Here is a 25,830-nt window from a genome sequence, read left to right on the forward strand (position 1 = left end):
AACTTCCTCACGACCACTGCCTAGTTACGTTACCCGATGCCCACCCCCTTTGGCGAGGATTACTCGAGATCCTTACGCTTAGGGTTACGAGCTGGGTCACCCGAGAGGAACCCGAAAACAAAGAGCAGGACAAAGAAGGTCACAACGATATAAACGGTAATTTTGAGTGTTTCCATGATGTTGTCGTTTTTCGTAGCGTCACCTTCTGATCATACGGGATGAGGGACTCCCTCGCATCCCCTAAAACACTTGGCTTTTTGTGGCATCCGACAGCGTGGGAATTTCGGCATAGATGCCGCGTACAGACTGCACCACCGCATAGATGACGCCAATCACCGTGGCAATAAAGACAAAGTTGAAGAGCACTTTAATCAGCAGGTCAAAACTAGCAACGCGGACCAGCAGTTGTACCAGTAGTTGGACAATAAACAGCACAATCCCCATCAACAGTGCCTGCATCGTGTTATAGCGAATAAAAAGGCTGATACGACTGTTGCGCACCACCAGCAGGTACAACAGCATAAAAACAATTAGGCCAGCAAAGGGAATGGAGTAGATCAAGGCTACCGGTAAAACCACTAACACCAGTGCTTGCAGTGGTGGAAACAAATCAAACAAAAAGCCACCAAAGGGCATGACGTAGAAGAGCGGCAGCAGATACGCTAAGCTGGCAAAGGTACGATCTAACGCAGTGGTCGTGGCACGCCAAGTCATGGGTTGCTCCTTTTAGGGGTTGGAGGGGGATTGACTCATGACCTTCAGCAGTAGATCCGCCGAAATCATGTTGCATTCCACAACTTTACTGACCAGCGGTGGCCCCACTCGCGAGACAATGATCCCTTGCAGCTCCGGATTATTTCTGACTGACAGGATAGCAGCACCGATGATGGAACCGGAATCGGGAGCTGGGTTAGTACCATTGGTGGGTAGCATTTTGAGCAACTGGGCGATATCTGTACAACTTGCCCGTGACACATATTTTGCCAAGGAATCACTCAGCTGCTCAACCATGGTCTTCATCATTTCCGGAGGCAGCGGGCTGGCGCCTTGGGCACGCACTGGTTGACCTGCTCCTAGGACAAGGATGCCACCCATCACAAGGGGAATGCCGATAGCCGACTTGAGCAATTGCAACATGTTCAACCTCATGTTCATTTGAACTCTCAGCCAATGTGCCAGCAAACTAGCTGTGACGCTCCTCAATCACCCGATCAATCAAGCCGTAGTTTTTTGCCTCTTCGGCGGACATAAAGAAGTCACGATCCATATCCCGCTCAATTTTTTCGAGGGGCTGGCCGGTATGGTAGGCGTATAGCTCATTGAGTTGTCGCCGTACCCGTAAAATTTCGCGAGCTTCGATCTCAATATCCGTTGCTTGGCCACGGGTACCACCAGAGGGCTGGTGAATCATGATGCGGGAGTGGGGTAATGCCAACCGTTTGCCTTTGGTACCGGCTGCAAGGAGGAAAGACCCCATCGAGGCAGCCAGACCCACACAAATGGTGACGACATCAGATTTAATATGTTGCATCGTGTCATAGATTGCCATGCCAGCGGTGACGGAGCCACCGGGGGAGTTGATGTAGAGCATGATGTCTTTGCCCGGATCTTCGGAGTCAAGGTAGAGCATCACCGCCACAATTTGGTTGGCAATCTCATCATCGACTTCTTTACCAAGGAAAATAATCCGCTCGCGATAGAGACGGTTGTAGATGTCAATCCACTGGGTGTAGGGTTCACCGGGCATCCGGTAGGGGACTTTGGGTACTCCGATGGGCATAGAATCCTTCCACGCTGAGCTATCAACGCCGCAACCTGAGCCACGAAGGCGGCTTTTCTCCCTGATTCTAACCTATTCCAAAGACCTTCGCTCTAAACCTGGCAGAGGCAGAGGGCAAACCACTGCTGAGGGTCGGTAAAGGCCTTGATCCATCGAAATCCAGCAGCCGTTAATGCCGCCTTGAGGGCAGCAAGATCAAACTTGCGGGAAATTTCGGTGAGAATCGGTTCACCCACAGTAAAAGTGCACTGAAAATCAAGGGCAGCCAAGGTAACGGTTTGCCGCTGCTGTGAATCGAGATACATTTCAATTTGCTGGGCAATCGGGTTATAGATGGCGCGATGGGCAAAGGCTGCGGGCTGAAAATTTCCTTGAAAGCGCCAGTTGAGGTGATGGAGGAGATTGCGGTTAAAGGCAGCCGTCACCCCTTGGGCATCGTTGTAAGCAGGGAGCAAAATACTCGTGTCTTTGATCAGATCCACGCCCAGCAGGAAATAGTCCCCGTCCCTAAGAACCTGATGAATCTGTTGAAAAAGGGTCTGGCATTCGCTGGGGGAGAGGTTGCCAATGGTGCTACCGAGAAAGCAGAGCAAGCGCCGAGGTGCCAAGGGGGGCGGTAGGTGCTCTAAGCCCACTTGATAGGTGCCGACAAGACCATGAATACTGAGCTGCGGATAGTCGGCAAGAAGAGCCATGGCACTGGTTTTGAGGATTGAGCCACTGACATCAATGGGACGATAGTAAAGCCGAGGTTGTACGTGGGCATAGGCCGATAGGAGAAGGCGAATCTTGCGATCGCTGCCACTGCCAAGTTCCACCAGTTCACAGGCGCCCGTGAGTTGGGCGATCGCCCCGGCGGCGGTCTCTAAAATGCCCAATTCTGTACGGGTGGGGTAGTATTCCGGCAGCTCACAGATTTGCTCAAAGAGGCGTGATCCCGCAGCATCGTAGAAGTAGTAGGAGGGAAGAGACTTGGGTTGCTGAGTCAGACCTCGGATAACATCTTGGCCGTCCCGTTCTGTGGCGAGACTGGGTAAGTGGGTCAGGTGCAGGCGATCGCTCACAGGGAAAGCGGCTCCAGAATGTGCAGACCTTAAGATATTTTAGCCTTTAGCCGCTGCTCCAAACGCCGTCCCCACCACGCGATCGGCAAACTCATTAGCAGGTAGAGAATTAAGGCCAGCGCATACAGAGGAAATGGCTGGCTACTGTTGCGAATCACCCACACCCGCATCACTGAGGTTAAGTCCACGCCGGCAATCACACTGACAATGGCCGAATCCTTGAGCATGTAGATAAAGTCATTGACGAGGGGTGGGATCACAATTTGAATGGCTTGGGGCAAAATGATGCGCACAAATCCCTGTTGTTGACTCATGCCTAGGGAGAGAGCCGCTTCCCGTTGCCCCACATCCACCGCTTGCAGACCCGCACGAAAGACCTCTGCTTCATAGGCGCCATAGTTGAGCGCCAGGGCTGTCACCCCCGCTGTCCACGCATTCACCCAAGTCGCAAGATTCATCTGGGCTAATACTGCACCGACGCCGTAGTAGAGCAGGAGCAGTTGGGTGATCATGGGGGTATTGCGCATTAGCTCAATAAAGCCAAGTGCTGGCCAGCGCAGAAACAGAAAGGGGGAGGTGCTCATGGCGGCGAGGACAATGCCTAGCAACACCGCTAGCGGAAAGGAAATGCCACAGTAAATGAGTGTATTTAGTGCTCCCCGCAAAAAGGCCGGCAGGGCAGCTTGGATCAGTTCCATCGAAGAGATTGGGTTACACCTGTTGCTCTAACTTAATGAGGGGTTCAGGGAGCTATCAGTCCCGCGCTCTACCTAAAAGGTGAGCGACATGGACTCCCCGCACCTGTCGATTTTCCACCGCGACGCGGAAGCCAGCTACGATGGGGACGAGATTAAGTCTTTATCGTACACTACAGTCCAGTCATGTAGTCCTCAATCTCCACCCACACCTCTGCACCACAGAGGACGGCACAGATGGTCAGACCAATGATGTCAAGGAGTTGATGCTCTAGCAAGTGTTCTGCGCGGGGGTCTTGTAGGGTTTTGACGTGGTCGAGCAGACCGGCAGAGGGTCGGCATGGTGACATTCCCACAAACGATTGGCTTACTTTTCTACTATGCGTTTGCTCTAGAAATCCTCGTCCTAGGGTTGCGATCGCGCCCAGCCCCTTGATATACTAGGCAAGCTGATTAAGTTGCCCTCGGCACATCAGTCTATTTCTTGCCCATTTTTGGTTGGACACCATCATCACTGTAGGTTGGGTATAGTTGCATGGCTCGATATCGTGGCCCTCGTTTGAGAATTGTCCGTCGTCTGGGTGAACTGGCTGGTCTCACCCGCAAAGCCCCCAAGCGGAGCTATCCCCCTGGTCAACACGGCCAAGCCCGCAAAAAGCGCTCGGAATATGCCCTGCGCCTTGACGAAAAGCAAAAACTGCGCTTCAACTACGGGGTTTCGGAGCGGCAACTGGTGCGCTATGTGCGTAAGGCCCGTCGGGTCAGTGGTTCCACGGGGCAAACCCTTCTACAGTTACTGGAAATGCGGCTGGATAACACCGTTTTCCGCCTTGGAATGGCACCAACGATTCCAGCCGCCCGCCAACTGGTGAATCATGGCCATATTCTGGTCAATGGTCGCAGCGTTTCTATTCCCAGCTATCAGTGCCGTCCGGGGGACGTGATTACGGTTCGCGATAATGAGCGATCGCGCCGCTTGGTGGAAACCAACCTGCAAAATCCTGGACTTGCCAATCTTCCCAGCCACTTGGAACTGGATAAAAGCACCCTCACCGGCAGAGTCACCGGTATTGTCGAACGGCAATGGGTGGCTCTCCAAGTCAATGAACTCCTCGTGGTTGAGTACTACTCCCGCAAAGTCTAGAGTATCGCCGCCCTTCCTATGGCAGAAGCCTATCTTCTGGAAAAACTCCGCACTGTCGAGCAAACCTTTACGGAACTGACCCGTCGCTTGGCGGATCCCGATGTGGCGGTCAACCCAACCGAATTTCAGAAGGTGGCTCGCTCCCGTGCTGCCTTGGAGGAGACGGTGAATGCCTATCACGAATGGCAGTCCCTCAATCAGCAACTGGTGGATGCCCGCCAACTACTGAAAGAAGCAGTCAATGAACCCGAGCTACGCCAGATGGCTGAAGAAGAAGTCGCGGATCTCAGCCGCCGCATTGCCGAGCTCGAGGAACGCCTAAAAATTCTGCTTTTGCCCCGTGACCCCAATGATGATAAAAACATCATGCTAGAAATTCGAGCGGGTGCTGGGGGCGATGAAGCGGGAATTTGGGCAGGGGATTTAGTGCGAATGTACTCCCGCTACGCCAAAAGCCAAGGCTGGCAGGTGAGCTTAGTCAGTGAATCCCTCGCGGAAATGGGGGGCTTCAAGGAAGCCATCCTCGAAATCAAGGGCGATCGCGTCTATAGCAAGCTGAAGTTTGAATCCGGTGTCCATCGCGTGCAGCGGGTGCCTGTCACCGAAGCGGGGGGGCGAGTTCACACCTCTACGGCCACCGTGGCGGTAATGCCCGAAGTGGATGAAGTGGAAGTAGAAATTGATCCCAAGGATATTGAACTCACCACAGCGCGATCCGGGGGTGCCGGTGGCCAAAACGTCAACAAAGTAGAAACAGCCGTTGACCTCTTCCACAAGCCGACGGGTATTCGCATCTTCTGCACCGAAGAGCGTAGCCAACTGAAAAACAAAGAGCGCGCGTTCCAAATCCTACGGGCAAAACTCTACGAAATGAAGCTGCGGGAACAGCAGGAAGCTATTACCTCAATGCGTCGCTCCCAAGTGGGTACGGGCGATCGCTCCGAAAAAATTCGCACCTACAACTACAAAGATGACCGCGTCACCGATCACCGTTTAGGACAAAACTTTAGCCTCAGCAGTGTCCTAGAAGGGGATCTAGAACCAATTATCCAAGCCTGCATTAGCCGTGATCAGCAGGAACAACTGGCACAACTGGCTGCCGAACAAGCCTAGGAGGATCAAATGACCAAATTTGTGGCTTGGGGACGCTACTGTGAAGATGTCCTTGAACGGCGTTCCCCCCATCGCCAAGCACACCTCGACGGCCTTGCGGTTCAAAAAGCCCAAGGGGTGCTCATCACCATTGGTCCTACGAAAGACCTGCGCTACTTTTTTGCCATTTACGAGGCGGATAGCGAAGAGACCGTGCGCCAATTGATTGAAAACGACCCCTACTGGCAGCATCAGGTGTGGACAGAGTACAGCATTCATGAGTGGATCCAAGCCCTCTAGAGGCGAGGGCGGATCCGAAACTCACTTAGGGCGCAAGGGCATTGCCCCGCATCAGGCTACCAATCGTTTTTGCCGTAATTTTCAACTGCACTAAGGGATTAGCCGGCACCACCGTCTTGTAGAGGTAGCTATCGAAGGTGAGCTTCTGTACATCAATATCGCTACACATCTCCACAAAGGCCTCACGGGTGGCATCGGAGCGATAAAAGACCCGTTGCAACAGATCTAACACTAGGTACGTCATGCCGTAGGCTTTGTCCCAGCGCTTCAGGTACAGCTTGAGATCTGCTTCGGTGGGGATACGGCGACCGCTGTTGGAGGTTTCAACAATCGTTTCAGCGCACATGCGGGCTGACTTGGCGGCAAAGTAAATGCCTTCCCCTGAAGATTTCGTGACCGTACCGGCTGCATCTCCCACCAGAGCCACGCGACCGACCACCCGCCGCGGCCGAGGATGCTCAGGAATGGGGTGAGCTTCCACTTTAATAATTTGCCCCCCTTCCAGTTTGGCAGCAGCACGGGCGCGGATTCCCGCCTGCAGCTCCCGAATGCGGTCTTTGTTGACCTTCATGGTGCCGGTACCCACGGCCACATGGTCATATTTCGGGAAAACCCATGCATAGAAGTCTGGGGACACGTCATCCCCCACGTACATTTCTGCCAACTCGTTGTAGTAGGCCATTTTGTCCTCAGGCAGGCGGATGCGCTCCTGATAGGCAATGGCGTAGTTGTAATCGCCGGCATCAATTTCCTTGGCAATGCGGGAATTTGCCCCATCGGCACCAATCACCACATCCACTTCAAGGGTCTGAGCTGTGCCATCCTCTTGGACATAGTGGAGGGTGTAGGGCTGATCGCTGGTGGCGGGCTGCTCCAGCTTAAAGACGGTGCCATTGATCAAGTTGGCGCCCAAATCCGCTGCCCGATTGCGCATAAAGCTATCGAGGACTTCGCGGCGACACATACCGATATACTCGTGGTCTTTGAGGGTATGGCCAATGTTCACCTCGATATTGGAGGGGGAAATCATCTTCATTTTGCGCACGCGGCGGTCAATGATTTCCGGCGGCAAGTCAAATTCACTGACCATGCACAGGGGGATCGCACCGCCACAGGGCTTGGCATTGTCTAATTTACGTTCAAAGAGATAGGTCTGGATTCCGGCTTTGGCTAAGGTTTCGGCGGCTGAGGAACCCGCTGGACCACCACCGACCACTGCTACCCGAAGTGACAACGGACGACTCCCAATTTTGGCTAACAAACAACAGCTTGGATACTATCACGGCAATTTTTTGTCTTCAAGGATTTAATCCCGAAAAGCCGCATCTGTAACAGTTTTCAACATTTGGCCATCGTTGATCCGTTAGGATAGATCTATCTATGGATTCAGAATTGATCCAGCGTGCGGACTGTAGCAGAAGCTACCCAATTTGTCTCTCGCGGTGGAGAATGGTATCATTTGCGAGGTTGGACAATTTACACCATTTCCCAGAGAAGTTTAAGGTAGGGCATTCACATGGCATCGTCTCCTGTTGCGCCCGTTGTTTTGATGATTTTGGATGGCTGGGGCTATCGCGAAGAGACCTACGGTAATGCGATCGCTAGCGCCAATACGCCCGTCATGGACAGTTTGTGGCAAGCCTACCCCCACACATTGATTTGCACCTCTGGGAAGGCGGTGGGACTCCCCAAGGGTCAAATGGGTAACTCCGAGGTGGGGCACTTAAATATCGGTGCTGGGCGCATTGTTCCCCAAGAGTTGGTGCGCATTTCCGATGCCGTTGAAGATGGTAGCCTCTTTAGCAATCCCGTCCTTGTGAAGCTCTGCCAAACTGTGCAGGAGCGCAAGGGCAAGCTGCATTTTATCGGCCTGTGTTCTGCAGGCGGGGTGCATTCCCACATTGATCATCTGTACGGCTTGGTGGAACTGGCCAAGCGCCATGAGTTACCGGCCTGTATTCATGCCATTACCGATGGTCGCGATACACCCCCCCGCGATGCCGCAGGTGTCCTTGAGGAATTGGAGCAACGCCTGAAAACCATTGGCTGCGGACGAATTGTGACGGTGAGTGGTCGCTACTATGCCATGGATCGCGATCGCCGTTGGGATCGCACCGAGGCGGCCTACCGCGTCATGACCAGCAATGAGAATATTCAACCCCTGCGGGCGGTGGATGTGGCCAGTAAGTCCTATGCCCAAGATATTGGCGATGAATTTATTGTCCCCACGCGCATTGCTGAAGGAGCCGTTGAACCCGGCGATGGTGTGGTGTTCTTTAATTTCCGTCCCGATCGCGCCCGCCAACTCACCCAAGCCTTTATTGACCCTGATTTTAGCGGCTTTGAACGGACGCTAATTACGCCCTTGGAATACGTGACCTTCACCCAATACGATGTTAACTTTAAATGTGGTGTCGCCTTCCCGCCCCAAAACCTCAATCATATCCTTGGGGAAGTGATTGCCGAGCATGGCCTGAAGCAACTGCGGGCAGCGGAAACGGAAAAATATGCCCACGTCACCTATTTCTTCAATGGCGGCCTTGAGGAACCCTTCCCCGGCGAAGATCGCATTCTTATCCCCAGTCCAATGGTGGCCACCTACGATCAAGCGCCAGCCATGTCTGCCCTTGCCGTAACAGAAGCGGTTAAGGAGGCCATTGAGAAACAGGAATATGCCCTAATTGTGGTGAACTTTGCTAACCCCGATATGGTGGGGCACACGGGGCAGATGGAAGCTACCATTCAAGCCATTGAAACTGTGGATCGCTGTGTAGGCGTATTGGTGGAAGCAACAACAAAGGTGGGGGGCACGCTGCTGATTACCGCTGATCATGGCAACGCTGAGTACATGATTGACGAGGACGGTAACCCTTGGACGGCTCACACCACCAACCCCGTTCCCTTCATCTTGGTGGAAGGGGAGAAACGCAAAATCCCCGGCCATGGCACGGATGTCACCCTGCGGCAGGATGGTTGCCTTGCTGATATTGCACCGACGATTCTGGAAATTTTGGGGCTGCCTCAACCCCCTGAGATGACCGGGCGATCGCTGATTGCCAGTGCCCCCTATGAAACGCGCCTCAATCGCACCCCAGTCTCTGTGAAGGTCTAAGGGCATTCTCAACCCAAGAGCGACGGCAGAAAATTTTAAGAAATCTTAAAATAGGAACAGTGCTTGTCCTGTTTTTATGGCCACGTTTCGCTCCATTCTGGGTTACTACCGCGCCTATCGGGGGATGGCGATCGCCAGTATTACCGCAGCTAGTCTCTGCGAACTGGTGGATTTGCTCGTGCCCTATGCCATTGGTCAAATTCTCAACCTGCTCTCGCAACAACCCCTCGATCCGCCAGTGGTGGCTATCGCCCATACGCTGCAAACATGGACGGGCTGGAACAATGCCTTTGGCGTCAATCTCACCGTTCTCGGCAGTATTGTCTTTTTGGCCACTGTGGTGCGTGCCCCAATTCAACCGTGGCTGGGGGTATGGTTCCACTGGTGGATTGCCTTGGCTGCCCGCCGCGACCACACTCGCAAAGCCGTCGAGAAAATCCTGACGCTGCCCCTAGAATTCTTTGAGGAAAATAACCCGGGTCGCATTGCCAACCGTGTTAGCAAAGGGATTTCCAACCATACGTGGAGCTATCCTGAGATTGCCGGCCAACTGATTCCCAAACTGGTACGGGTGCTGGGGATTGGCCTGATTGTCTGGTGGCTTGATTGGCCGATCGCCCTTGGACTGTTGCTCTCCTTTACAGTGATCTTGGTGCTGACCCTGCACACCCTACGGCGCATTATTCAAAAAGAAGAAATCCTCGACAGCCACATCGAAAGCACAGAAAGCCGCACCTCAGAAATCATTACCAATATCAAAACCGTCAAAGCCTTTGCCACTGAAGCCCGTGAACTTGCTCGTCAACAGCAGCGTCTCGATCGCGAGTTCAAGATGGTCATTGACCGCATCCATCGCGGCTATATGCACCTGATTACTTGGCAGGGAACCGTAGTCCAGTTCTGTCTTTTCAGTTTGTTGGGGTTTTCCCTAGCGGCCACGATCGCCGGCCGGGTCTCCATTGGTCACTTTATTACGATTTACACCCTTGCCAGTATGGCCTATGCCGAAATTACCCCCCTCTCGCAGGTGTCGGAGGTGTTTGCGCGCCGCTATGCCTCCATTTTGCGCTTCCATGAATTTATGGAATTGCCCCCCGGTCGCGATGCCATTGATCTGGAGCAACAGGAGATTCCTAGCCTGAAGTTTTCGGGCAAAGTGGATTTTCAGCACGTTTGGTTTAGCTACACGCCGGGGCGTCCCATTCTGCGGGATATTAACTTACTCATTGAACCCTGCCAAACGGTGGCCTTGGTGGGGCGATCGGGTTCCGGGAAATCCACCCTGATCAAGCTTCTCTTTCGCTACTTCCAGCCGGATCAGGGGCAAATTCTCATTGATGGCCAAGATATTCAAACCCTCGATGTCCGCGCCTATCGCCGCCGGCTGGCCATTGTCCACCAAGAAGTGGATGTCTTTAATGGCACCCTCTGGGATAACCTCACCTATGCCAACCCCGAGGTCAGTGCCGACGCCGTCTATGAGGCCTGTGCTATTGCGCGGGTGGATGAATTTGTGCAGCAGTTGCCCTTGGGCTATCGCACCATTGTCGGTGAACGGGGCTTGCGGCTTTCGGGGGGACAGCGGCAGCGCCTAGGGATTGCCCGTGCCCTCTTAGCAGATCCCGATGTCCTGATTTTTGATGAGGCCACCTCAAGTCTCGACTATGAATCGGAGCGGGAAATTCAACTGGCCCTGCGCTCCATTACGGGTACTCGCACAATGATTGTGATTGCCCACCGCCTCAGTACGGTTCGGGATGCCAATCAAATTGTGGTCTTGGATCAAGGGACAATCCGTGAGCAGGGAGACCATGAGACACTCCTCGCCCAAGGGGGATTGTATGCCCATCTCTACTCGATTCAGCGCGATCGCGCCCCTCGTGCCTAACTGAGATCCACACCAAGGAAGCGATCCAAGAGTCGATAGCGCCAAAAGCTGCGCAGGAAAATCACCCATAGCAAAACAATCAGTACAATCAATGCCCACAGCGACCACGAAAGGGGTTCCAACTCAGCCACTGCCCGTAGGGTCGGCGAAAAACTAATTGTCAAGAAGGCAGCCAGCAGGGCTAAAACCACAGCAACATAACGCCAGTTGCCCACTAAAGGCGCACCGCCAACCCATGTGGGATGGGGAGGTTTGAGAAACAGGACTAAACAAAGGGAGGCCAGCATCAGGGTCGTCACCAAGGCCGTGCGGGCGATCGCCACACTCTGCCCTAGTTCTAAGAGCACCTCGCGGCCATTCAACAGCGTTGGATCAAAGCGTCCTTGGAGCAATGCCACAAGGGGCGTCAGTTCCCGTGCCAACACCCCCAAGTACATGAAAATGGCCAACAGTGCGAGGCTTAGGGTGGCGGGGATGACAAAGTGCAGCAATGAACGAATCAGCGATCGATGGGGACGCGGCCCCGGCACTGCCCAAAAAGCCACCGCCAAGGTCGGCAGACCCACTCCCCACAGGGTTAGCAGGCTATTGTGCTTAATCAGCAGCGGAAAGGCGCGCCCTGCCATGACAGTGACTAGACAAAGCAAACTAAAGCTAAACACCCGCACCAGAAAGAGCTTCGTGACATCTTGAATGCCGTTGTAGATGCGCTGTCCTTCACGAAAGGCTGCTGGTAAGGCGGCAAAGGAATCCGCAAGCAATACAATATCAGCCACATTTCGGGTAATGGCACTGCCACTTTCCATGGCGATGCCCACATTGGCCTGCTTCAGGGACAGCACATCATTGACACCATCGCCAATCATGGCCACCTGATGCCCGAGGGCACGCAGTCGAGTCACGAGTTTCGCCTTTTGCTCGGGGGTAATGCGACCAAAAACCGTGGCTTTCTCGGCCATTTGATCAAAGCTAGGATCATCCATGGCGGCGAGTTCTGTGCCGGAGATGGCGATCGCCCCCGCATCGAGGCCGACTTGTTTACCGAGGGCAACCACCGTTTCCGCATGGTCACCGGAAATAATTTTGATTTGAATTCCAGCCTGTTGAAAGCGTTGCAAAACATCGCGGGATTGGGGTCGCAGGCGATCGCCCACCCAAATCACTGCTAAGGGTTCAAGATCTGGGGGCAAGAGGGGAGTCTCCTGCCGCTCATCCCATTGAGGATCACTGCAACTACGGGCAAAGAGAAGCACCCGCAATCCCTGCTGCCGTCCCCGCTGGAGTAATTCAGTCACCTCAGGGGAGAGGTCTTCAGCCTTGAAGAGGACATCCGGTGCCCCCAAAATAAATGCTTCTGAGTCATGCCACGCTGCGGCACTCCACTTGTAGGCGGAGGAAAAGGGAATTTCGAGGCGTAGGGGCTGGGGCCTGCCGTCAAAGGCCTCCGTGAGGGCAACAATGGTGCGGTTCGGAGCACTAACACTGGCGGTAAACGTGGCGAGAGCCGCTTTTGTCTTTTCCTCTGTATCAGTGAGGGCGTACCAGCTATGGAGTTCAAGGGCATTGGCCGTCAGTGTGCCCGTTTTATCAAGGCAGAGAATATCGACGCCACTGAGGGATTCAATGGCATTTACCTGCTGCACCAAGACATTGGCACGGGAGATACGCAGTGCCCCCAAGGCATAGGTGAGCGTAATTGTCAGATACAAGCCCACGGGGACAAGACCCGCCACCACTGCCGCCGTTTGCACACTCATTTGTAGGGTGGTCAGGCGTACCAATAGCGAGAGCAGCACCAATAGCCATAGGAAAACCGCCAGCGCCAGAATGACGCGGATAATCAGGTTAATTTCCCGTTGCAGGGGAGTGAGTTTGTGGTGGTGGGTTTTGGCGGCAGCAGTCAGTTGATGGGCGGTACTGGCTTCCCCCACCTGTTCGGCGACATAGGCAGCGGCACCGCGCACACAAAAGCTCCCGGAGTACAGGCGATCGCCCGCTTGCTTGGAGATGAGATCCGACTCCCCTGTGAGCAAGGACTCATCCACTTGGATCTGTCCATCACCAACGACAGTGCCATCGGCAACGATTTGATCCCCCGGCTCCAAAAGGAGAATATCCCCTTCTACGACTTCTGCAGGATCAATAATGGCCTCTTGGCGATCGCGCAGCACCTTGACACGGGGACGGGTGAGGAGGCTAATTTCATCCAACTGCCGTTTGGCGCGAATTTCCTGCAGGATGCTAATGATGGCATTGAGAAACACCACCACGATGATGGCGGCCACATCCCCCGGACGACCTAAAAAGAGCAAAATGACGCTAATAAAAGCAAAAACCCCATTGATAAACGTGAAGAGGTTTTCCCGCAAAATGTCGCCATAGGTGCGATTGCTTTCACTCGCTTGACGGTTAATGCGACCTCTGGCTTGCCGCTCCGCCACTTCCGCCGCTGTCAGACCCGTCAATGGTGCTGTCATACCCTAAGTTTCCGCTGACTTAACCACAAACACCGAACAGGGGGCATCCGCCACAACGGCGCCACTTACTGAGCCTTGCACAACCCGCTCAACCCCCGTGAGGCCGCGACTCCCCAGCACAATTAGGTCTGCCCCATAGATATTGGCCAAGCGTAAAATTTCCTCGACGGGGTCACCGGTAACAATTTCAATTTCCGAGTCACAGGGGAGGTGGCTTTGGAACTGTTGTAAATGCTGCTCAATACTACGGTAGGTGCCCATTTGCGGATGCAACGAGGGGCGATCGGCACTGACGCCAAAACCCGCCTCTGTCGGTGAGATCACATGACTGAGAATCACTTGGGCATCCGGGTCAAGATTTAACTGTGCCACCGCCGCCATCACCCGTGCCGATAGCTCACTGGTATCGAGGGCCACTAAAATTGTTTTGAACATGCCTGTGACTCTGTACTTGCAATCTCTTAGTCTGCCATAAGGGTGCTGGGATTGATGGCTCCTAAGGTCACTCAAGGCAGGGACAAAGAACAAACATAGTGTCAACATTTGTTACAACCCTCCCTGGGGATCATAAGACTTGTGGAGAATTCCCACAAAACGCTGACATTTGCGCCCATTTCCGAGGGGATCGCAGTAGCGTGAGGATCAGTACAGGACAGCAGGTGAATGTGTTGTGACGGTGTCGGGCGGTTATAAAAATGCCCGGATGAGTACACCAAGGAATTGTTCTGTCAAGACTACAAACCCTATCCAAGAGTGCCTATGAAAGTTGGGGTCGTTAAGGAACGCGAAGTGGGTGAACAACGGGTTGCCCTGATTCCCGAAGTCGTTGCCAAGCTGGTGCAGCAGGGGTATCACCTTTGTGTGGAGTCCGGTGCAGGAGATATGGCTCACTTCAGCGATGATGACTACCGTGCAGCGGGTGCGGAAATTGGTTACTCCATTGAAGAGGTCTGGGGCAATGTGGATGTGGTGCTCAAGGTGGCTCCCTTGCGCGATCGCGAGGTGGAGTGGATTCGACCCGGCACCACCTTAATTAGTTTTCTCAATCCCTTGGGCAATCCATGGCAGATGCAACACTTGGCAGAGCGGCATATTACTGCCTTTGCCCTCGAGTGCATTCCCCGCACCAGTCGTGCCCAGAGTATGGATGCCCTGTCTTCCCAAGCAGCGGTGGCAGGCTATGCGGCGGTGTTATTGGCCGCTGCTAATTTGCCGCGCTTTTTCCCGATGTTGACGACGGCAGCGGGTACGATTCCCCCCGCTAAGGTGTTTGTGATTGGAGCAGGGGTGGCGGGCTTGCAGGCGATCGCCACCGCCCGCCGGTTGGGAGCTGTGGTTGAAGCCTTTGATATTCGCCCAGCGGTCAAGGAGGAAGTACAAAGCCTCGGTGCCAAATTTGTCGAAGTCAACCTTGAGGAGGAGACCGTTGCCGCCGGCGGCTATGCCAAAGAGGTTTCTGAGGCGGCAAAGCACAAAACCCAAGAGGCGATCGCTGCCCATGTCCAGAGTGCCGATGTGGTCATTACCACTGCTCAAATTCCCGGCAAGCCTGCCCCTCTTTTGGTGACAGAACGGATGGTGGCCAGCATGAAACCGGGTTCGGTGATTGTGGATTTAGCCGCTGAGCAGGGGGGCAACTGTGCCTGCACAGAACCGGGGCGCTCTATTTGTCATCAGCGGGTCACTATTATTGGCCCGATTAATCTGCCCTCGACAATGGCGGTGCATGCCAGCCAAATGTATGCCAAAAACATTTCAACGCTCCTGAAGTACCTCACCCCCCAAGGGGAATTGGTTTTGAACTTTGGGGATGACATTGTGGATGCCGCCTGTATCACCCATGAAGGGCAGGTTCGCAACCCACGGGTACTGCAACTGCTGCATCCTGCCCCAACCTTGGCAACAACGGTTTAGAGATGTCCCTAGAGGATTCGTTCTATGACAGATCCCATTCTTGTCGGTCTGATGATTTTTGTGCTGGCCAGTTTCATTGGCTTTGAGGTGATTAACAAAGTCCCGCCCACGCTGCATACTCCCTTGATGTCTGGTGCCAATGCCATTTCGGGGATTGCCGTAATTGGTGCCCTACTGATGGCGGGGAGTGGGCACACCACTTTAACGGTGGTCTTGGGATTTATTGCGACAGTGCTCGCCACGATTAATGTGGTGGGCGGTTTTTTGGTCACGGATCGCATGTTGCAGATGTTTAAGCGGTAGGAACCATGGATTGGCTAACACGCATTGAAGAATTGAGCTATCTGGGTGCTGCGGCGCTCTTTATCCTCGGTTTGAAAAAACTGGGGTCTCCGGCCACGGCCCGTCAAGGAAATCGCCTTGCCGCCTTGGGGATGTTGATTGCGATTGTGGTCACGCTCCTCGATCGCCAGATTATTAGCTATACGGGCATCCTAGCGGCCATGGGCCTCGGCAGTGTCATTGGCGCGATCGCTGCCTACAAAGTGGCAATGACGGCCATGCCCCAGATGGTGGGGTTACTCAATGGCTTAGGAGGGGCGGCCTCTGCCTTGGTGGGCATTGGTGAATTTTGCCGCATTGTGGCCGTGGGTGAACCGCTGACCCCCAGTACGCTGATCACGATTATTTTGGGGGTGCTGATTGGTGGCGTCACCCTTACTGGTAGCCTTGTTGCTTTTGGTAAACTTCAGGGATTGATTTCGGGAACCCCGATCATTTTCCCGATGCAGCAGGCGATTAACCTCGGCTTGCTGGTGGCTTTCTTGGTGGCCAGTGGCTGGGTGTGGTTGGATCCAAGTCAGATGCCGATTTTCTGGGGCTTGGTGGCGATCGCCAGCATTTTGGGGGTGCTCTTTGTTCTGCCCATTGGCGGTGCCGATATGCCGGTCGTGATTTCCCTTTTGAACTCCCTTTCGGGCTTGGCTGCCAGTGCTGCCGGTTTTATTGTGGGCAACAGTATGCTGATTATTGCTGGTGCCTTGGTGGGGGCTTCGGGGCTGATCCTGACGCAAATCATGTGCAAGGCCATGAATCGCTCCTTGGCCAATGTGCTCTTTAGTGGCTTTGGTAGCTCGACCACAGGCAGTGCTGAGGGTAGTGTTCATGCCACCGCGAAGTCAGTGCGCACCATTGACCCCGAAGAAAGTGCGATGATGCTAGGTTATGCCAAGTCGGTGGTCATTGTCCCCGGTTATGGAATGGCGGTGGCTCAAGCACAGCACAGTGTCAAAGAACTAGCGGATCAACTGGAGCGGCTGGGTGTCGATGTCAAATACGCGATCCACCCGGTGGCAGGTCGCATGCCCGGTCACATGAATGTGCTGCTTGCCGAAGCCAATGTCCCCTACCCCCAACTCAAGGACATGGAGGACATTAATCCAGAGTTTGAGCATGTGGATGTGGCACTGGTCATTGGTGCCAATGATGTCGTGAATCCAGCCGCTCGCACCAACCCCGGTAGCCCCGTCTATGGGATGCCCATTCTCGATGTGGATCGGGCACGACACACGATTGTGATCAAGCGCAGCCTCAATCCGGGCTTTGCCGGTATTGACAATGAGTTGTTCTACAAGGACAGAACTCTAATGCTGTTTGGCAATGCCAAGGAAGTGCTCAATCAACTCATTGCTGAGGTGAAACACCTCTAGGAGGGGGTGGCGGCCACGCTGCGATCAAACACCGGGGCAATTTCCTCAAGGTCAAACTGATCAAGGCGATCGAGCACCCAATGGCAGCGACGCTGGAGCATGTGGAAGGGATAGGTGTGCGCGACCCCCAAGACTTTGACACCGGCCTCGCGGGCGGATTGCACCCCCACCAAGGTGTCCTCGATCGCCAGACAATCAGCGGCTGTGAGATCGCCCCCTAGGGCTTGCAAGGCTGCAATGGCACGGAGATAGGGGTCGGGATAGGGTTTGCCGCGTTCCACACTTTCGGCACTGATAATGCAGTCCACGATGCCAGTCAAGTTTCCCCGCTCAAGAGCCAAGTCCACATCGGATTGCAGGGCACCGGTGACAATGGCAATTTTCAACTGCGCAGCATGGAGTTTCTCCAGCAGGGCGATCGCCCCCGCAAAGAAGGGAAAAGGCTCCATATTGGCCAAGCGTGCGCGGTAGGCGACTGCCTTTTGTGCCACCAGTTTATCCAGATAGGCGGGGGTCACTGCCCGGCCGCGGCGGCTGAGGAGATTATCCAAACAGGCGCGATCGCTGCGGCCTAGGCAAAATAGGTCGTACTCGCCCCGCTGGGGTCGCAGATTTTCTTGCAGCAGAATCTCCTCAATGAGGGCAGCATGGATCGCCTCATCGTCGAGGATGACACCATTGAAATCAAACAAAACTGCCTTCAGGGGCATACCTAGCGTGCTAACTCTGGGAATAACTGCTGAATCCGTGCTTGGAGTTGCTCCGCCTCGCTGCAGTGCGCCATCTCTACTGGGGGTCGCATGAGGGATTCTCCGACTAAAATGGCCTGGGCACCGGCTTGTGTCACCCGCTCAACATCGGCACGCTGATGAATGCCCGATTCACTGACCACAAGGATGTGGCGATCGCGCAGTTGCGCCCCATAGGTGGCCAAAAGCTGTTCAGTGGTGGCTAGATCAACACTAAAGTCCGTCAAGTTGCGATTGTTGATGCCCACCAACTGTACGTCCTCCAGCTCAAGTACCCGTTCCATCTCCTCGGCGGTGTGCACCTCCACTAATGCGGTTAGCCCCAAGCCATGGGCAATGCGCAGGAAATAACGCAGATCGCGATCCGAGAGAATGGCAGCGATTAAGAGAACCGCATCAGCGCCCCGCAACCGCGCCAAGAACATTTGGTAGGGGTAAATGATAAAGTCCTTGCACAGCAGTGGCACGTCCACCACTTGGCGAATTTGGGCGAGGTACTCAAAACTGCCTTGGAAAAACTCCCTGTCCGTCAGGACGGAAAGGCAAGTCGCGCCAGCGGCAACATAGGCTTGGGCGATCGCCACCGGATTAAAGTTGGGGCGAATAATGCCCTTACTGGGAGAGGCCTTTTTGACCTCGGCAATCAGTGCTGGCTGGGTGACAGGGTTTTGCAGCGCGGCGAAAAAGGAGCGTACGGGTGGTGCATCGAGTACCTGACGTTGCAAGTCCGGCAGGGGGAGCACTTCCCGCAGTTGCTCTACCTCCTGTTCCTTGTGCCACACGATTTTCTCAAGGATATTGCGGGGAGCCTCATCGGCCACCGGTACTTGGTAGTGGAGGTTGCGAACGGTTACAGCAGGATTAGGGGGACGCCGGCGAATTTGCATGATGAGTGTCGTATGGAGTTGCAACAGTTGAACACTAAGATAAATCACATTGGTTGTACTAAACCATTCTCCTTTAGTCCTTATTCACAATATTCACAATCTGAGTTCAGATGGCCATTGGCGTTTGGGTTTTAGGCGATCAACTGTGGCAAGGGCAATCAGCCCTGCAAAGCTGTCCAACCCCTGTGCCCGTCATCCTCATTGAGTCCCGCCAATGGGTGAAACAACGCCGCTACCATGCTCAAAAACTCGTGCTGGTCTGGTCGGCCATGCGGCATTTTGCCCAAGAACTGGAAGCAGCCGGTTGGCCGGTGACCTATGCGATCGCCCCCAACTTTGCTACCCCACTGCGACAGTGGATTGCAGCCCACCATATCCACGAACTGCGGATCATGCAACCCAGCGATCGCCCCTTTCGGGATCTGATCGCTACCCTCGATCTCCCCTGTACCATTAAGTTCTTGCCCAACAATCACTTTCTCTGGTCAGAAGCAGAATTTCAGGACTGGGCGAAAGATCGCAAAACGCTGGTCTTGGAGTATTTCTACCGCGCCGGTCGCCAACGGTTTCAAATTCTCATGGACGGCAAATCCCCCGTGGGTGGCAAGTGGAACTACGATGCCGAAAATCGCCAACCGCCGCCTACTCGCCTCAAACCGCCACCACCGCTGCGCTTTTCTCCCGATCAGATCAGCCAAGAAGTCATTGAGACAGTGCGCCAAGGGAACTTTGACACCTACGGCCACATCGAACCCTTTGACTGGGGAGTCACCCGCGCCCAAGCGCTGCAGGTCTTGGAAAACTTTATTGCATACCGCTTGCCCCAGTTTGGCCCCTACCAAGATGCCATGGTGGCAGGAGAAGAGAGCCTGTGGCACAGTTTGCTGTCCCCCTATTTGAACCTAGGGCTATTGCACCCCCAAGAAGTAATCGATGCTGTCTTAGCCGCCTACAGGGAACGGCCGCTGCCCCTCAACAGTGTGGAGGGCTTTATTCGCCAAATTCTCGGCTGGCGCGAGTATATGTATGGTCTCTATCACTACCTTGGTGCTGACTACTGCCAGCATAATTTCTTTCAGCACACTCATCCCTTACCGACGTTCTTTTGGCAGAGCGATCGCACCACTATGAACTGTCTGCGCCAGGTTCTGCAGCAAATTGAGCGCACAGGCTATGCCCACCACATTCAACGGCTGATGATCCTCGCCAACTTTGCCCTGATTACTGGCTTGTCTCCCCAACAAGTGGAAAACTGGTTCCACAGCGTGTTTATTGATGCCTACGACTGGGTGATGCAAACCAATGTTTTGGGAATGGGCTTATTTGCCGATGGCGGGCTGTTGGCCTCCAAGCCCTATGCGGCGTCTGCTAACTACATTCAACGCATGAGTAATTATTGCCAAGGGTGCGCCTACGATCCCAAGCAACGGGTGGGCGATCGCGCCTGTCCCTTTAACTTTTTTTATTGGCACTTTCTAGCCCGACACCGCAAAATCTTGAGTCGCCAAGGACGCATGAGCGTGATTCTGAAAAATCTCGATAAATTTAGTCCCGCAGAAACAGCCGCAATTCAACAGCAGGTAGAACAGTGGTATGCCGAAAATTCATAAAATTCATCGATTAAGAAAATAAAAACTGTATCCCAGATTACTAGGATTTCTTAAATCTTAAAAGCTGGTAACTCTATACATTCCTTGGAAATTTCAAACCTTTTAGACCCTAGTGCGAATAAAACTTAACCAAAAGATAACCAAAAAATAAATTCCTCCTACTCTCAAGTCGAGATAATTTAACTGAGGTAAAGCAAAAGTACAGTTTTCACCCTAAAAAATTCAATACTCATTCCGGGGGACAATCAAATGAATGAGACAGTCAATATCCAACTGTCCGCAGCCGCTACGTTGGCTGACTTACCCTATTTTTCCTATCAGGTTTCCCCTGAAACCATCTCTGAAGAAGTGGCTGACGAATTTCAACGTTACCCTGAGCTACCGGGGGTCCTAGTGGTGGCAGGCAATCGCGTCATCGGCATGATCTCCAAGGTCAAGTTTTTTGAGCGCATGAGTAAGCAGTTTGGTCGCGATCTCTACTTGCCGCGCCCGATTAAATTGCTGCCAGAAATTGCCGCCCCCCAAGTACCGCCCCTTGTCTTGATGGCACGCACTCCCGTCGAAGAAGCCGTGGAACAGGCCTTGAGTCGCCCCCCCGCCTTTGTCTACGAACCCGTGGTCGTGCGTAAGGGCAAGCAACTGGTGTTGGTGGATATGCGGGTGATCCTGATTGCCCAAGCGCAAGTGCTGAGCAAGAAAAATCTCTTCATTCAGCAGCAGCACCTCCACACCCAGCAACTCCTTGAGAAGTTAAAGGTGGAAAAAGAGCGGAACCAAGACTATGCCAAGCGCCTTGAAAGCGAGCTAACCCGCACCCAACAAATGAACGAAGCCCTAGAGCAGCAGGAGCGCTCTGTGCGTGAGCAAGCGGAGCGGATTGCCCAACTCAATCAACGGTTCGTCTCCATTAGCCAAGTTCTTTCCCAGCGGGGGCGCAAAGCCTTTCAGCAAACATTCACCGGGGTTAACCAAATTAGCCGTCACACAGCGGAGGTTTATCGCCTCAGCGAACGGCTGAAACAGGACGTGGAAATTATCGACCAAGCCACCCATCAAATTGCTGAGATTACCCGTCAGGTGAAACACCTTGCGGTGCAGGCGGGGCTGATTGCCAGTCGCAGTGGCCAGCAGATGGCTGGTTTCGATTTTATCAGTGAGGCAATTAACAAATTGGCCAACCAAGTGGTCTTTGCCAACCAACAAGTAGAGGAAATGGCCAATCATTTTCGCCATCACATTCGCGAGGTTGTAGAGTCCACCGCCTCTGGGGAAAAAATCGCGCGATCGCTCCTCAGTCAAGTGGAAGATACGCAGCAAGCCATCCAAGAACTGCAAGCGCTCCTGAATGCTGAGGAAGTCTCTACGGACTATGAGGAGATGCCGACAGCTGCGGTTGCTTAGGGCAGTGGATTTCGGCGATCGCCACAGGGTATTTTGGAGCTAGAACACCCTATAATTTCTAGGATTGAGGATGCCCCAACCCACTGTTATTCTCCATGGCGGCGCCGGCAGCTCGCTCCAAGACAAAGGCGGTCTCATTCCCGTCCGCCAATCCCTGCATACCATTGTCAGCCAAGTGGTTCAGGCCCTAAAAGAAGGGGCAACGGCGATTGAGGCAGTGGTTTTGGGGTGTCGGCTCCTAGAGGATGAACCGCGCTTTAATGCAGGCACGGGGTCTGTGCTGCAATCGGACGGTCAAATTCGCATGAGTGCCTCGCTCATGGATGGGCAGCGGCAGAGCCTCAGCGGTGTCATTAATGTATCACGGGTGAAAAATCCTATTGATCTTGCCCACTGGCTGCAACAGTGCCCTGACCGTATTCTGTCCGATGTGGGAGCAGCAGAACTGGCTCGTGAGCTAGGGATTCCTGTGTATCAACCCCTCACGGATCAGCGACTCTACGAGTGGCTCGAGGAACGCAAAGGCAATTTCCAAAAATCGATGGCCGGAGTCGTGGCCGAGGAGGCAAGGCGGGGCACGATTGGTGTTGTGGTTTTAGATCAGCAGGGACACTTGGCCGTGGGGACTTCCACTGGCGGCAAGGGCTTTGAGCGCATTGGGCGGGTGAGTGACTCCGCAACCCCAGCCGGCAACTATGCCAACAGCTTAGCAGCAGTCAGTTGTACTGGCATTGGTGAGGATATTCTTGATGAGGCGCTGGCCACGCGGATTGTGGTGCGGGTAACCGATGGCTTGTCCCTAGAGGCGGCCTTTGAAAAATCCTTCCGCGAAGCCGCTAGTCGGCAACGCGATTTTGGCGCCATTGGCCTCGACCATCGGGGGGCGATCGCCTGGGGCAAAACCTGTGATGTCCTGCTGGCGGCCTACTGGGATGGAACGACCATTGGCGATACCTTGGAATTACCACCGGGGCTACAGGTAGGCAGTCAAAAATAATTTATCCTTGGTGTCAAGTTTTTTTATTGCTCACTACATCGGATTGGGTGCATCTGTTGGGTCAAACGCCTATAATCTTAAGTGTTTTTACATTTGGCCGATGTCCCTTGAGGGAACCCTATGACCAATACGACCTCGCCTGCCATTCTCAATCCGATTGCTCGTCCTGAAGTTCCCCAAGAACTTGCTGAAAATATTATTTTGACTTCCCTCAATGATGTCTATGACTGGGCGCGGCTATCGAGCCTTTGGCCACTCATGTATGGCACTGCCTGCTGCTTCATTGAGTTTGCGGCCATGATTGGCTCGCGCTTCGATTTCGATCGCTTTGGCTTGGTGCCCCGCAATAGCCCCCGTCAGGCGGATTTGATCATCACCTCTGGCACCATCACGATGAAAATGGCACCCGCCTTGGTTCGCCTCTACGATCAAATGCCCAATCCCAAGTACGTGATTGCCATGGGCGCCTGCACGATCACAGGGGGGATGTTTAGCTCTGATTCTTATTCCGCCGTGCGTGGTGTGGACAAGCTGATTCCCGTGGATGTCTATTTGCCCGGCTGTCCGCCCCGTCCAGAGGCGATCATGGATGCGATCGTCAAGCTGCGTAAGAAAATTGCCAACGAGCATATCAACGAGCGTGGCAACCTTGCTCAAACCCATCGCCTCTTTACCGCCAAGCACAAGATGAAGCCGGTGCCCCCTATTTTGACAGGGCAATATCTCAATGCTCCCAGTCGCCAAGCTCCGCCCCCAGCCCTTGCGCAAGCCATGGGAATGGCCGTTCCTGCTCTTGGGGAAGCGGTGAGCGAAACCCGCACCGTTGCAGAGTAGTTTGGTCATCGTTGGTAAGAGGTAGGAATCATGGCAGTTTCAACGGAACTTTTGGTACTGGGTGTCTATAGCGCCTTGGCAGGGCTATATCTGCTGGTGGTGCCGGCGATCGTCTATGCCTATTTGAATGCTCGCTGGTATGTGGCTGGCTCCTTTGAACGGGCATTTATGTACTTTCTGGTGACGTTCTTCTTTCCGGGATTACTCCTGCTGGCTCCCTTTATTAACTTTCGTCCCCAACCGCGCTCCCTCAATTCCTAGGTGCTATGCGCCGCATTGATGTTCTAGGGATTGGCATTGGTGTTTTCTTTACGGGCGGCTTGGTTTATCTCCTGTTGCGCATTGCGGGGATTGAGCCGCTTCAAGCCGGGATTTGGAGTCAAGCCATTTTTGTCTTGGTGGTTCTGGGTTGGCTCTCGACATATTTCCTGCGGGTCTTTACAGGACGGATGACCTACCACCAGCAACTTAAAGACTATGAAGAGGCAGTGATGAGCGATCGCCTTGCGCGGATGTCGCCAGAGGAGCTAGCCGCCCTTGAAGCAGAAATTCTAGCGGAATCCAGCGAGATTGCCGATCCAGAATTGGGCGATAATTAGCTCAAGTCTCCCCGTGGCTTAAATAATGCACTTTCCCCGCTCCTGTGGTTTACTGCTTCATCCCACGTCCCTGCCTGGTGGTCATGGCATTGGTGACTTGGGTGCGGCAGCTCGTGAGTTCCTTGAATTTTTGGTTGCCAGTGATCAGCAGTACTGGCAGGTCTTGCCCCTAGGGCCAACAGGCTTTGGCAATTCCCCCTATATGTGCTACTCTGCCATGGCCGGCAACCCACTGCTGATCAGCTTGGATGAACTGGTCAAGGAGGGCTGGTTAACGGAAGCAGATTTGGCAGGACTCACGCTTGAGAATAGCGATCGCGTCGATTTCGAGGCTGTCATTAGCCAAAAACTCCCCCTGCTCCGCCTTGCTGCTCAACGCTTTCAGAATCAAGCCACCCCAGAAGACTGGCAGGCCTTTCGCGACTTTCAAGCCCTTGCCCACTACTGGCTGCCCACCTATGCCCTCTTTATGGCGCTGAAGGATCACCACGAGGGACAGCCGTGGTATGAATGGCCCGCCCCTTTGCGCGATCGCGAACCCACTGCCCTTACTGCTCTGCAAGCCCTTCTCAAAGAGCGCATCTTTGAATACGAATTTCAGCAATTTCTCTTTTATCGGCAGTGGCAGGCTCTCAAGGAAGCCGCCAATCAACAGGGCATCCAGATTATCGGTGATATTCCCATCTACGTTGCCCACGACAGTGCCGATGTCTGGGCCTTTCCCCAATTTTTTGAACTCAATCCAGAAACGGGTGGGGCTGCCCTCATGGCCGGTGTGCCCCCAGATTACTTCAGTACCACAGGACAACTCTGGGGCAACCCCATTTACAACTGGCAAGCCTTGGCTGCCGATGGCTACTCTTGGTGGATTGAGCGCTTCCGTGCCCTGCTCTCCTACATGGACATTATCCGTGTGGATCACTTTCGCGGCTTTCAGGGCTACTGGCAAGTGCCCGAAGGGGAGGAAACAGCGGTCAATGGCGAGTGGCAACCGGGTCCCGGTGCTGCCTTCTTTGAAACCTTGCAAGCTGCCTTGGGACGACTGCCTATTCTCGCCGAGGATTTAGGGGATATTACCCCCGATGTCATTGCCCTACGGGATCAGTTTCAGTTTCCGGGAATGAAAATTCTCCAATTTGCCTTCGGCGGTGGTTCAGATAATCCTTTTTTGCCCTTTAATCAAGAGCGCAACTGTGTGGTGTACACCGGCACCCATGACAATGACACAACTGTCGGCTGGTACCGCAACCTAAGTGACTGGGAACGGCAGCGCCTCATTGACTATTTGGGCTATACCCCCAGCGAACCCCACTGGGCTTTGATTCGCATGGCCCTGGGAACCGTTGCCAACCAAGCCATTCTTCCCGTTCAAGATTTGCTCGGCCTCGATAGTCATGCCCGCATGAATTTCCCCGGTACTGGCGAAGGCAACTGGGCGTGGCGGCTAACTGCGGGCCAACTCACCCTTGAACTTGCCGCTCATTTGAAGCACTTGGTGCACCTCTTTGGCCGTCAAGCGCCACCGAGACCCCAGCCTGTTGAAACCGAGACAGAATCCTTTGAAACTGAGGAGTAGCC

Annotated in this window: 27 protein-coding genes; 15 read left to right on the forward strand and 12 right to left on the reverse strand. The window is 53.9% G+C overall.

What is annotated here, in order from left to right; all coding sequences use genetic code 11:
• Positions 1 to 59: 59 nt before the first annotated feature.
• From RHP47_RS11865 to RHP47_RS11895, 7 genes are all read right to left on the reverse strand, one after another.
• Positions 60 to 176 carry a photosystem II reaction center protein I gene (locus RHP47_RS11865; RefSeq protein WP_011056917.1) on the reverse strand — a complete coding sequence of 39 codons (117 nt, stop codon included), beginning with the start codon at positions 174 to 176 and terminating at the stop codon, positions 60 to 62.
• Between the two features lie 64 nt (positions 177 to 240).
• A complete protein-coding gene (locus RHP47_RS11870; protein WP_286668753.1) occupies positions 241 to 714 on the reverse strand; it encodes a Tic20 family protein in 474 nt (157 codons plus the stop codon).
• Between the two features lie 12 nt (positions 715 to 726).
• The gene (locus RHP47_RS11875; RefSeq protein ID WP_190278096.1) at positions 727 to 1,137 is read right to left on the reverse strand and encodes a hypothetical protein; all 411 of its coding nucleotides are present in this window, start codon (positions 1,135 to 1,137) and stop codon (positions 727 to 729) included.
• A 46-nt stretch (positions 1,138 to 1,183) separates the two neighbouring features.
• Positions 1,184 to 1,780 (reverse strand): ATP-dependent Clp protease proteolytic subunit, encoded by a 597-nt coding sequence (locus RHP47_RS11880; RefSeq protein ID WP_149821139.1) that lies wholly within the window; start codon positions 1,778 to 1,780, stop codon positions 1,184 to 1,186.
• Positions 1,781 to 1,872: 92 nt separating this feature from the next.
• Positions 1,873 to 2,844 carry an L-histidine N(alpha)-methyltransferase gene (egtD, locus tag RHP47_RS11885; protein ID WP_149821141.1) on the reverse strand — a complete coding sequence of 324 codons (972 nt, stop codon included), beginning with the start codon at positions 2,842 to 2,844 and terminating at the stop codon, positions 1,873 to 1,875.
• A 29-nt stretch (positions 2,845 to 2,873) separates the two neighbouring features.
• Positions 2,874 to 3,542 (reverse strand): amino acid ABC transporter permease, encoded by a 669-nt coding sequence (locus RHP47_RS11890; RefSeq protein ID WP_149821143.1) that lies wholly within the window; start codon positions 3,540 to 3,542, stop codon positions 2,874 to 2,876.
• 170 nt (positions 3,543 to 3,712) lie between these two features.
• Positions 3,713 to 3,889, reverse strand: coding sequence for a transposase family protein (locus tag RHP47_RS11895; protein WP_149821145.1), 177 nt, complete (start codon positions 3,887 to 3,889; stop codon positions 3,713 to 3,715).
• Between the two features lie 185 nt (positions 3,890 to 4,074).
• Here RHP47_RS11895 and rpsD point away from each other — a divergent pair, with 185 nt between their 5' ends.
• The 3 genes from rpsD to RHP47_RS11910 are packed head-to-tail and all read left to right on the forward strand — an operon-like array spanning position 4,075 to position 6,075.
• Entirely contained in the window at positions 4,075 to 4,683 is a 609-nt protein-coding gene (gene rpsD, locus RHP47_RS11900) for a 30S ribosomal protein S4 (protein WP_181495092.1), read from the forward strand.
• Positions 4,684 to 4,701: 18 nt separating this feature from the next.
• Positions 4,702 to 5,796: a peptide chain release factor 1 gene (prfA, locus tag RHP47_RS11905; RefSeq protein WP_149821148.1), complete on the forward strand. Its 1,095-nt coding sequence runs from the start codon at positions 4,702 to 4,704 to the stop codon at positions 5,794 to 5,796.
• A gap of 9 nt (positions 5,797 to 5,805) precedes the next feature.
• Positions 5,806 to 6,075, forward strand: a complete 270-nt coding sequence (locus tag RHP47_RS11910; protein WP_149821150.1) for a YciI family protein — start codon at positions 5,806 to 5,808, stop codon at positions 6,073 to 6,075.
• A 25-nt stretch (positions 6,076 to 6,100) separates the two neighbouring features.
• Here RHP47_RS11910 and chlP read toward each other — a convergent pair whose 3' ends face one another.
• Positions 6,101 to 7,309, reverse strand: a complete 1,209-nt coding sequence (gene chlP / locus RHP47_RS11915) for a geranylgeranyl reductase (RefSeq protein ID WP_149821152.1) — start codon at positions 7,307 to 7,309, stop codon at positions 6,101 to 6,103.
• Between the two features lie 282 nt (positions 7,310 to 7,591).
• Here chlP and gpmI point away from each other — a divergent pair, with 282 nt between their 5' ends.
• Positions 7,592 to 9,187, forward strand: a complete 1,596-nt coding sequence (gene gpmI, locus RHP47_RS11920) for a 2,3-bisphosphoglycerate-independent phosphoglycerate mutase (protein ID WP_310840573.1) — start codon at positions 7,592 to 7,594, stop codon at positions 9,185 to 9,187.
• Between the two features lie 76 nt (positions 9,188 to 9,263).
• Entirely contained in the window at positions 9,264 to 11,075 is a 1,812-nt protein-coding gene (locus tag RHP47_RS11925) for an ABC transporter ATP-binding protein (RefSeq protein WP_149821157.1), read from the forward strand.
• Here RHP47_RS11925 and RHP47_RS11930 read toward each other — a convergent pair.
• Both RHP47_RS11930 and RHP47_RS11935 read right to left on the reverse strand, forming a co-directional pair.
• Positions 11,072 to 13,552 carry an HAD-IC family P-type ATPase gene (locus RHP47_RS11930; protein WP_286625861.1) on the reverse strand — a complete coding sequence of 827 codons (2,481 nt, stop codon included), beginning with the start codon at positions 13,550 to 13,552 and terminating at the stop codon, positions 11,072 to 11,074. The genes RHP47_RS11925 and RHP47_RS11930 overlap by 4 nt on opposite strands.
• A gap of 3 nt (positions 13,553 to 13,555) precedes the next feature.
• Positions 13,556 to 13,987, reverse strand: a complete 432-nt coding sequence (locus RHP47_RS11935; RefSeq protein WP_149821161.1) for a universal stress protein — start codon at positions 13,985 to 13,987, stop codon at positions 13,556 to 13,558.
• A gap of 324 nt (positions 13,988 to 14,311) precedes the next feature.
• On the opposite strand from RHP47_RS11935, the gene RHP47_RS11940 reads away from it, so the two are divergent.
• Genes RHP47_RS11940 through RHP47_RS11950 form a run of 3 tightly spaced genes read left to right on the forward strand, consistent with a single transcriptional unit; the run spans position 14,312 to position 17,175 of the window.
• A complete protein-coding gene (locus RHP47_RS11940; RefSeq protein ID WP_310840575.1) occupies positions 14,312 to 15,466 on the forward strand; it encodes a Re/Si-specific NAD(P)(+) transhydrogenase subunit alpha in 1,155 nt (384 codons plus the stop codon).
• A 24-nt stretch (positions 15,467 to 15,490) separates the two neighbouring features.
• On the forward strand, positions 15,491 to 15,769 hold the full coding sequence (locus RHP47_RS11945) for an NAD(P) transhydrogenase subunit alpha (RefSeq protein WP_190278097.1): 279 nt from the start codon (positions 15,491 to 15,493) through the stop codon (positions 15,767 to 15,769).
• Between the two features lie 5 nt (positions 15,770 to 15,774).
• Entirely contained in the window at positions 15,775 to 17,175 is a 1,401-nt protein-coding gene (locus tag RHP47_RS11950) for an NAD(P)(+) transhydrogenase (Re/Si-specific) subunit beta (protein WP_286625864.1), read from the forward strand.
• Here RHP47_RS11950 and RHP47_RS11955 read toward each other — a convergent pair.
• The gene (locus tag RHP47_RS11955; RefSeq protein ID WP_286649689.1) at positions 17,172 to 17,885 is read right to left on the reverse strand and encodes an HAD family phosphatase; all 714 of its coding nucleotides are present in this window, start codon (positions 17,883 to 17,885) and stop codon (positions 17,172 to 17,174) included. The genes RHP47_RS11950 and RHP47_RS11955 overlap by 4 nt on opposite strands.
• Positions 17,886 to 17,887: 2 nt before the next feature.
• Positions 17,888 to 18,811: an indole-3-glycerol phosphate synthase TrpC gene (gene trpC / locus RHP47_RS11960; RefSeq protein ID WP_286627195.1), complete on the reverse strand. Its 924-nt coding sequence runs from the start codon at positions 18,809 to 18,811 to the stop codon at positions 17,888 to 17,890.
• A 110-nt stretch (positions 18,812 to 18,921) separates the two neighbouring features.
• On the opposite strand from trpC, the gene RHP47_RS11965 reads away from it, so the two are divergent.
• From RHP47_RS11965 to malQ, 7 genes are all read left to right on the forward strand, one after another.
• Positions 18,922 to 20,421 carry a cryptochrome/photolyase family protein gene (locus RHP47_RS11965; protein ID WP_310840577.1) on the forward strand — a complete coding sequence of 500 codons (1,500 nt, stop codon included), beginning with the start codon at positions 18,922 to 18,924 and terminating at the stop codon, positions 20,419 to 20,421.
• A 249-nt stretch (positions 20,422 to 20,670) separates the two neighbouring features.
• The gene (locus tag RHP47_RS11970; protein ID WP_286649691.1) at positions 20,671 to 21,822 is read left to right on the forward strand and encodes a methyl-accepting chemotaxis protein; all 1,152 of its coding nucleotides are present in this window, start codon (positions 20,671 to 20,673) and stop codon (positions 21,820 to 21,822) included.
• 70 nt (positions 21,823 to 21,892) lie between these two features.
• Entirely contained in the window at positions 21,893 to 22,819 is a 927-nt protein-coding gene (locus RHP47_RS11975; protein ID WP_286625868.1) for an isoaspartyl peptidase/L-asparaginase, read from the forward strand.
• A gap of 120 nt (positions 22,820 to 22,939) precedes the next feature.
• Positions 22,940 to 23,653 carry a photosynthetic/respiratory NAD(P)H-quinone oxidoreductase subunit K gene (gene ndhK, locus RHP47_RS11980; RefSeq protein WP_310840579.1) on the forward strand — a complete coding sequence of 238 codons (714 nt, stop codon included), beginning with the start codon at positions 22,940 to 22,942 and terminating at the stop codon, positions 23,651 to 23,653.
• Between the two features lie 30 nt (positions 23,654 to 23,683).
• Positions 23,684 to 23,914, forward strand: coding sequence for a photosynthetic/respiratory NAD(P)H-quinone oxidoreductase subunit L (gene ndhL / locus RHP47_RS11985; protein WP_149821179.1), 231 nt, complete (start codon positions 23,684 to 23,686; stop codon positions 23,912 to 23,914).
• Between the two features lie 5 nt (positions 23,915 to 23,919).
• Complete coding sequence (locus tag RHP47_RS11990; RefSeq protein WP_149821181.1) at positions 23,920 to 24,252, forward strand: DUF3007 family protein; 333 nt, start codon at positions 23,920 to 23,922, stop codon at positions 24,250 to 24,252.
• Between the two features lie 25 nt (positions 24,253 to 24,277).
• Positions 24,278 to 25,828, forward strand: coding sequence for a 4-alpha-glucanotransferase (malQ, locus tag RHP47_RS11995; protein ID WP_310840581.1), 1,551 nt, complete (start codon positions 24,278 to 24,280; stop codon positions 25,826 to 25,828).
• Positions 25,829 to 25,830: the final 2 nt, after the last annotated feature.

The sequence above is a fragment of the Thermosynechococcus sp. QKsg1 genome, assembly GCF_031586415.1.
In the GTDB taxonomy this organism is placed as follows: Bacteria; Cyanobacteriota; Cyanobacteriia; order Thermosynechococcales; family Thermosynechococcaceae; genus Thermosynechococcus.